Annotated in this window: 1 protein-coding gene; it reads left to right on the forward strand. The window is 72.7% G+C overall.

All coding sequences use genetic code 11. The annotated features are described in order from the left end of the window. On the forward strand, positions 1-1,107 hold a 1,107-nt coding region (locus tag FV227_RS28605), incomplete at its 5' end, for a polysaccharide biosynthesis/export family protein (RefSeq protein ID WP_147860478.1). Positions 1,108-1,110: the final 3 nt, after the last annotated feature.

Raw genomic sequence — 1,110 nt, forward strand, 5'->3', positions numbered from 1 at the left:
CCGGCTTCGGGTCCGACGGCGCGTGCCGTGGAGGCGGGGGCGGAGCTGTCGACGCCGGAGGGGCTGCTGGCGCGCTACGAGCTGGTGGACGTGACCCCGGCGGTGATCGAGGCCCTGCGCGGGCGCCCGCTCGACAGCCTGCTGGCCTCCTTCGGCGACAAGCGCCCCTCGATCGAGCCGGTGATCGGCGTGGGCGACTACGTCTCGGTCTCGGTCTGGGAGGCCGGGTCGGGCGGCCTGTTCTCCGGCCCGCTCGTCGCCGACCGCTTCTCCGCCGGCTCGAAGTCGGCGCTGATCCCCGAGCAGGCCGTCGGCCGCGACGGCGCGATCTCGGTGCCCTATGCCGGGCGCATCCACGTCGCCGGACGCCGCACCCAGGACGTCCAGACGCTGATCGAGAACGAGCTCGCCGGCAAGGCGATCCAGCCGCAGGTGCTGGTCTCGGTCACCAAGCCGATCTCCCAGGCCGTCACCGTCACCGGCGAGGCGGTGGCCGGCGCCCGCCTGCCGCTGTCGACCGGCGGCGACCGCCTCCTCGACGTCGTGGCCTCCGCCGGCGGCGTGCGCTCGCCCGTCTCCGAGACCTTCGTGCGCCTCTCGCGCGGGGACCGCACCACCACCGTGCCGATGACGACCCTGGTGGCCAACCCACGCGAGAACATCTACCTGCGCCCCAACGACGTGCTCACCCTGGTGCGCGACCCCCAGACCTTCCTGGCGGTCGGCGCGCTCGGCAACGCCACCGAGCTGCCGTTCTCGGCCGAGGGCATCACGCTCGCCCAGGCCTTGGCCAAGGCCCGCGGCCTGTCCGACTTCCAGGCCGACCCGGCCGGCACCTTCGTGTTCCGCTTCGAGCCGGCCGCCGTCGTGCGCCGCCTCAACCCGGCCTCGCCGCTCCTGACCACACCCGTGGTCCCGGTGGTCTACCGCATCGACATGCGCGACCCCAACAGCCTGTTCACCTCCCAGGCCTTCCGCATGCGAAACCGCGACCTCGTCTACGTCTCCAACGCCCCCTTCACCGAAGTCTCCAAGGTCGTCAGCGTCTTCTCCACCGTCGCAGGCCCCGTCGCATCCGCAGCCTCCGTCTACGCCTACTCACGGTAGGCG

This window comes from Methylobacterium sp. WL119, assembly GCF_008039875.1.
In the GTDB taxonomy this organism is placed as follows: Bacteria; Pseudomonadota; Alphaproteobacteria; order Rhizobiales; family Beijerinckiaceae; genus Methylobacterium.